Source organism: Mesorhizobium sp. M0500, assembly GCF_040321165.1.
Classification (GTDB): domain Bacteria; phylum Pseudomonadota; class Alphaproteobacteria; order Rhizobiales; family Rhizobiaceae; genus Mesorhizobium.
Genome location: NZ_JAMYRB010000061.1, coordinates 1 through 6,327 on the forward strand (window position 1 = coordinate 1; position 6,327 = coordinate 6,327).

7 protein-coding genes are annotated in these 6,327 nt (G+C 62.7%); 3 read left to right on the plus strand and 4 right to left on the minus strand.

Going from position 1 to position 6,327, the window contains the following annotated elements; translation table 11 throughout:
• Positions 1 to 159 precede the first annotated feature (159 nt).
• On the minus strand, positions 160 to 1,254 hold the full coding sequence (locus NKI70_RS33565; protein ID WP_352726396.1) for an S-adenosylmethionine:tRNA ribosyltransferase-isomerase: 1,095 nt from the start codon (positions 1,252 to 1,254) through the stop codon (positions 160 to 162).
• The gene (locus NKI70_RS33570) at positions 1,251 to 1,973 is read right to left on the minus strand and encodes an SDR family NAD(P)-dependent oxidoreductase (RefSeq protein WP_352726398.1); all 723 of its coding nucleotides are present in this window, start codon (positions 1,971 to 1,973) and stop codon (positions 1,251 to 1,253) included. The genes NKI70_RS33565 and NKI70_RS33570 overlap by 4 nt, the downstream gene beginning before the upstream one ends.
• Before the next feature lie 85 nt (positions 1,974 to 2,058).
• Between NKI70_RS33570 and soxR the strand changes: the two genes are divergently transcribed.
• Positions 2,059 to 2,493, plus strand: coding sequence for a redox-sensitive transcriptional activator SoxR (gene soxR, locus NKI70_RS33575; RefSeq protein ID WP_123148309.1), 435 nt, complete (start codon positions 2,059 to 2,061; stop codon positions 2,491 to 2,493).
• Positions 2,494 to 2,915: 422 nt separating this feature from the next.
• Here soxR and NKI70_RS33580 read toward each other — a convergent pair whose 3' ends face one another.
• The gene (locus NKI70_RS33580) at positions 2,916 to 4,418 is read right to left on the minus strand and encodes a winged helix-turn-helix domain-containing protein (RefSeq protein ID WP_352726400.1); all 1,503 of its coding nucleotides are present in this window, start codon (positions 4,416 to 4,418) and stop codon (positions 2,916 to 2,918) included.
• Positions 4,419 to 4,620: 202 nt separating this feature from the next.
• Between NKI70_RS33580 and NKI70_RS33585 the strand changes: the two genes are divergently transcribed.
• The gene (locus NKI70_RS33585; RefSeq protein WP_352726402.1) at positions 4,621 to 5,040 is read left to right on the plus strand and encodes a cupin domain-containing protein; all 420 of its coding nucleotides are present in this window, start codon (positions 4,621 to 4,623) and stop codon (positions 5,038 to 5,040) included.
• Here NKI70_RS33585 and NKI70_RS33590 read toward each other — a convergent pair.
• Entirely contained in the window at positions 5,037 to 5,480 is a 444-nt protein-coding gene (locus tag NKI70_RS33590) for a hypothetical protein (RefSeq protein WP_352726404.1), read from the minus strand. The genes NKI70_RS33585 and NKI70_RS33590 overlap by 4 nt on opposite strands.
• A 144-nt stretch (positions 5,481 to 5,624) precedes the next feature.
• On the opposite strand from NKI70_RS33590, the gene NKI70_RS33595 reads away from it, so the two are divergent.
• Positions 5,625 to 5,876, plus strand: coding sequence for a DUF6074 family protein (locus NKI70_RS33595; protein WP_352726406.1), 252 nt, complete (start codon positions 5,625 to 5,627; stop codon positions 5,874 to 5,876).
• Positions 5,877 to 6,327: the final 451 nt, after the last annotated feature.

The following is a 6,327-nucleotide window of genomic DNA, read 5'->3' on the forward strand; positions in this document are numbered from 1 at the left end:
ACTCTACCAACTGGCTGCCGCCAATGGCCGAGATGGATGGTTTGTTGCTGTTCGCCTCGTCCACTGGAACGAGTAAGGTGCGCCAATTGCCGACCTTTCCGGCGCTTCTCCGAAGCTGACGTTCGCCGTGCGGCCGGAATGCCACCGAACCTGCCGACATCATAGCCACGGCTCGAGTAGAGGCTTCGTCTCGAGCACCTCGGCATGGTTCCGTTCGCGCGATAGAAGCAGCGGTTGGCGATTGAGCAGCATGGAATCGCCGAATTCATGCGCGCGGTATCGATACGCGGTGAAGGCTGCGGAGGCCTTGGCGAGCAGAGCATCGTCGGCAAAGGCGCGCAGGAGCTCGAAATGGCTTTCGCCGGGCTGGTGGACGCCTGTGAGAATGGCATCGACCACGCGAAGCCGCGTGCCCCGCGCGATGCGCCCTGTCGCAATGCCATCTCCGGCACGCACATTGCCGCCGGGATTGGCGGCTGCCTCAAGTGCGCGCACTACGCTCGTGCCGATCGCAATGATGCGGCTGCCGCGCAGCTTCGCCCGCGCGACCTGTGCCGCTGTGTGCTCGGGAATGTGGTAGGGCTCGTCGAAGGGAAGGCGCGAGTCGAGCGCGGGATCGCCGGTGGAAGAGACGCCCGCAGCATGCGTGAGTGTTGCAAAGCCAACGTCGTGCCGACGCCAGGCTTGGAGCGTGCGCCAGTCGAGCGCGAAGCCTGCCGACGGCGCCTCGAACGCGACCGGCCCGGCGGCAATCTTCGTCCAAACATCCCACAGTGCCAACGGCTCGGGAACATGCGCGTATTGGATCGGCCGGCCGTGCTGCGCCAGTCCTGCAAACACCGCTGCGCGGTTGCCTGGGAAGTGCAACTCGAGAAGGCGTGGATGGTCGAGAAGGCGCTCTACGACGGCGTTAAGCGGGCCGAGCCGGAGTCGATCGCCTGGTGACAGCGGAGGCGGAGGCGGCCGGTCTTCAGTGCGCGTGCCGTGATCGCCTGCACCGAAGGCAATCGCCAAGAAACGGGTTGGATCGGGAAACGACTGCCAGCCTGCCAGGCGGATCTCGATCGCCTCGCCGCTCGGGACATGCGTGCCGTGCAAGCTGGCAGGCAAGGTCGCGGCGTCATTGGCGACGACCAGATCGCCGGGACCGAATAGCGTCTTGATTCCAGCGCGCGGCAGGTCGCACGTCGTGCCGTCCGCCTCGAGGACCAACAGCCTGGCAGCGCGCCGGTCGGGACGGTCGGCGGCAATCATGTATTTGCCCCGGCGTGAAGCGTAGCACGGACCTGCAACGCGTCGAGCATCTTTTCGATGATCTCGGCAGCGGACAGCTCGGGGCGTTTCAATGTAGACGGATCGGCGTCAGGAAGCGCCAGCGCGTGCAATGGGGTGTCCATATCACCGGGGTCTAGCGCGAAGAGCCGTATGCCGTCAGCCTTCGCCTCCTCGTCCCAAATCGCCGTCAGATGAGCAAGAGCAGCCTTGCTCGCGCCGTATGCTCCCCAGCCGGGATAGGCGTTCACCGCGGCGTCGCTGGAAATGTTGATGACCAGCGCGCCCCCGCCCTCGCGTGCGGACGCGGCAAGCGCACCGAACAGGGCTTTCGTCAGCCGGAACGCGCCGACGAGATTGACCGCGAGCGCCATTTCCAGCTCCTCGCACTCGGTATCGGCAAGGAGCGCCAGAGGGACAGGGCCGAGGCTCGACGCATTGTTGATCAGGACATCGAGCCCGCCGAGGCTGGCAGTGACCTGTAACGCGATCGGGTAGATGTCCGCCTTCTTGCCGACGTCGCCGACAATGCCGTGCGCGCCCGTCTCGTCGGCGATGCGTTCGACATTCGCGGCGGTGCGGGCGACGAAGGCGACGCACGCATTCATCGCGGCAAGCTGCCGCACAAGCGCCAGTCCGAGGCCGGACGTGCCGCCCGTGACCGCCACGCGAAGTCCCTGAAGTTCGATATTCGTCTGCATTGCCAGTGCTCCTTTAATCCGTATGCCTCTTGGTACAAGTTCAAGTTAACTTGAAGTCAAGCGGGACTTGTGCTTTCGTTCATGCATGGATTCCATGCTGACCATCACCGACGTGGCGCGGCGCAGCGGCGTCGCCTCATCGGCCCTGCGCTTCTACGAGGAGCGCGGGCTGATCGCGTCCGAGCGGGCCGGCTCGGGACACCGACGCTATCCGCGATCCGTGCTGCGCCGGATCGCCTTCATCGTCTTCGCGCAGCGCATTGGGCTGACGCTCGAGGAGATCGGCGCCGAGCTGGCCAAGCTGCCAGCCGATCGCGTGCCGTCGCGTCGGGATTGGTCGCGGTTGTCGGGCCAGTGGACCAAGCGCATCGACCAGCGCATCGCCGAGTTGCAGCGCCTGAGGTCGGGGCTTACCGAGTGCATCGGTTGCGGCTGCCTGTCGATCGACCGGTGTAGCCTTGCGAACCCTGCCGATATGGCAGGACGCAAGGGGCCGGGGCCGAGGTATTGGCTGGGGTGAGTTGGCAGGGTGCCTGTCACTATTGCAGAACTCGGCAGCGCAAGACTTCGCCAAGTGCGAGACGCTGCGGCCCCGGTAAGGTTCAGCGGCGGTATTGTTCGTCGCTGACTTTCTCCATCCGCTCGACGGCCTTGCAATCGAGTGATTCCTGAATAGCAATATGGCACCGGCCCTGTCGCTAAGCTCGAACGAAGGCACATCCTTTCGATGATGGACAGAATGCGGAGGCCCTGGTGCCGCCAACGAGTTGCTCAAGATGATGAAGATGCTGATGGGCCGCGCTCCCCATGTCCACACGATCGTGCCAGGTGGCGGCATCGCGCCGGACTGATCACGCTGGATATCCCTCGGCGCGCCTGCGTTTATCAAACCCGAATTGCTCGAATCCAGACATCTTGGTCTTGTTGGCTAAGCACTGACTCCTATGGCGGCAGACCGGCTTGGTGCCATGCTTCCACCAGCGTTGCAGCCAGCGCCGGCGTGATCCCAATGGCATTGCAGTATCCACTCGAACTGAAGGATGGTTGCAGCACAAGCACCTGCCTGGCGGCGGCTTTGGCTTCCGCTGTTCGCCCGAGTTTGGCAAGCGCCGCCGCCAAGAGGCTCTGGGTTACGCTGAAGCTTGGATTGGACAAGACGGCTCGCCGGGCGGCGGTTGCCGCTTCCTCGTATTGCCCAAGTATGAAATTGCCGACGGCTACGGCTTGGTGACCCCCAAAGGCAAACCGGTCTACAGGGCTGACCCGCAACGCACGTTCGGCCCACTCAATCGCCCGCTCCGCCTCTCCGGTCCAGGCCAGGAAAATGCCGCCAAGAAAGAGCGCGAAGGCGCAAGAGGGGCTCAGCGCAAGCGCCCGCTCGAATGCTTCACGGGCAGCAGCGCGATCATGCTCCACCAGCCCGATGACGAACGCGCCCAGGGCCATCGCGGTTGCGTCATCGCGACCATGGGTGACTGCTGCGCGAGCGTGGCGAATGGCCGCGATGCGGTCGGTCTCCTTGAAGCCGGCTCGGATGAACAGGAACTGGTTGCACCAGGCGAGTAGGCCATGGGCACTGGCATAGTCGGCTTCCAGCACCAGCGCCCGCTCGAGCAGCGGCACCGCTTTGGCTGCCCCCTCCGGCATGGCTACGTAGACGTGAGGAAGGGCGCGCAGAACGAGATCGTAGGCGTCGAGATTGTCGGGCCTCTTGCGTTTGACGCGTTCGATTTCCGCATCGCGCAAGCTCGGCTCGATTGCACCCACAACGCTCAACGTGATTTCGTCCTGTAGTGCAAAGATGTCGTCGAGATGGCCGTCGCAGCGGTGCGCCCAAAGGTGAATGCTGGTTTCCGCCTCCACGAGTTGCGCACTGATCCGAACGCGCTCGTCCGCCTTGCGGACGCTGCCCTCCAGCACATAGCGCACACCCAGTTCGCGACCAACCCGCTTCACGTCGACCGGCTGCCCTTTGTAGGTGAAGGTGGAATTGCGCGCGATCACGAACAGCCACTTGATGCGCGAGAGTCCCGTGATGATGTCCTCTACCATCCCGTCAGCGAAATAGTCCTGCGCCGGATCCCCGCTCAGGTTCTTGAACGGCATGACGGCAATCGACGGCTTGTCCGGCAGGGCCAACCGGGGCAGCGTACCCTCGGCTCGCGCGTGTTGCCGGGTGGCCGCCTCCGCGGCGCCACTAGCTCCCGTCCTGACCTCGGCGGCAAGCAGGAAGCCCCGCCGCTGCACGGTTCGAATGATCGCCTGCCTCTCGCCACTGTCGCCGATCGCCCGGCGGGCGGCGTTGATACGGCTGTTGAGTGCCGCATCCGATACGGCTCGGCCGTTCCAGACACGCTCGATCAACTCATCCTTGCTGACGACCCGGTTGGCGTTCTGCGCAAGATGGAGGAGTAGGTCGAAGACCTGCGGCTCGACGTGAACCACTCCCCCGTCGCTGCCCTAAGCTCTCGTCGGTCAGTGTCGAGCAGGAATTTATCGAATTCAACCAGCACTTTGTCCGTCCTTCGCAGTTCTCAAGCGAATGACCCGTAAATCTGCCGCGATCCACAAGATCGCCCGAAAGCCTTTGTGCTGGCAAGCGCACACAATGCTCGCGCATCTATCCGGTAACAATCAGGAGAAAATCATGCGCGAAATCGTAAAGACCGTCTCATACGCCACCCGCGCCACTGACGAGCGCGTGACCTATCTGCGTATCTACGCCGATGCCGAGGGGGAAACTCACATGGAAGAGGTGGACCTCGCATTGCTGCCCCGAGCCTTCTTCGACGGCCATCCGCCGCTGCGTCTGACAGACACGCTTGCGGCGACCGGCTGCAACATCTGCCGGGTGCCTACCGGCATGAAAGTGGTGGATTGGCACAACCCGCCGCGTCGCGAGTTGGTGATTTGGCTTACTGGCGAAGTTGAATTCGAAACGAGCGACGGCGACATTCGCCGACTCGCCGCCGGCAGCATAGTGCTGGCGGAAGACAGAACCGGCAAAGGCCATATCTCCCGGCATCCCGGAGAGGGCCAGTTGGTCGTCCACGTCGACCTTTGTTAGAGCCGAGTTGCCTGGCCCAGATTCCGGTCGCCATGGCGCCTATAGCGCACCCGCGATGACCGGACGGCCTCATACATTGCGTCGGCTGTTGAGCCGGCGCGCATCCGGCTGCGCGACGAGCCGACAACGTCGCGTGGCCGGAAGCGAAGCGGTCCGTCCGCATCCATCCCGGCGCTTCGCCCGCACGCCACCGCCAGATCCTCGATCGAATATCTAAGGTACTCACAATAAGCGCGAATGATATGGATCCCCTCTGACATAGCCGCCAAGACTGTCTCGGGAATGCGCGAATCCTTCACAGACACCTCCAAGAAGAACAGGGATGCCTGATACAATCGGGATCTTTCCTCCCGACGGCTGTACCGCATCGCTTCCTGCGCGATCACCCGCGGTCCATCATCGCCGATGGACCTCTTGAACAGGAACTCGAACTCGCCCATGCCGCCGCGTCCAGTGGCTGTTCGAGGCACCGTCCACCGAGGCGGACGCTTTATTCCATTGCTGACCATTGTCCAAAAGCGCTGTTAACCAAATTTTCTCACCCGCCAATGCTTATTCGCGCGACTGAAGGGGTGAGGTGATCGATGTGTGATTCAAACATAAGCGCGTTTCCGCTGCATCGGCGGAGGAAGTTGGTCGAAGGGATCGCCCGGGTCCTGGAATCCAAGAACGGGGAGGACGCGAACGCCTTCTGGCGCAACACCGCTAAGGCAATTCTCGTTCAACTGTCCCAATCAGGAATTGCGCCCGGGGTGGCCGAACAGGAAGTTGGAACGCTTCTTCATGCTGTCTTGGGCGATATCGCCACCCGCAGTGCTGCGAAACTTGCACAATAGCATCGGCTCACGACGAAGGATTGCCGCATAGAGACGCCCCGGGGCTCCGCAAGCGTAGCACCACTGCATCCGTCAAATGCAAGGTTTCTCAGTGCGGATGAAAAGATCACCGCGTTCGTCGAAATCATGCGAGCGAAAGTGCTCTCGGGCGAGATACGGTTCCGCTTCGCCTGTCCGGCGGTCATCGACCAAATCGAGGTAAGGCGATGCGGAAACCCGCATTCATGGAAGGCCGACGGACCTTTTCCACGAGCTGAACCCGCAAAACCAATGAGCCGTTGAGTTCCACACTGCACTTTTATGTAACAGACCCAAGGTTGAGTGACGATCCTGTCCCAGGTCCACCCGGTCCCGAACCGGCACAACGCGCCACTTGCCGCCATTCATCGTTTGGCCAGTGAACTGTCGCTTTCGATGCACAGCGGTCGTTCCTGGCAACGCGCGCCGTTCG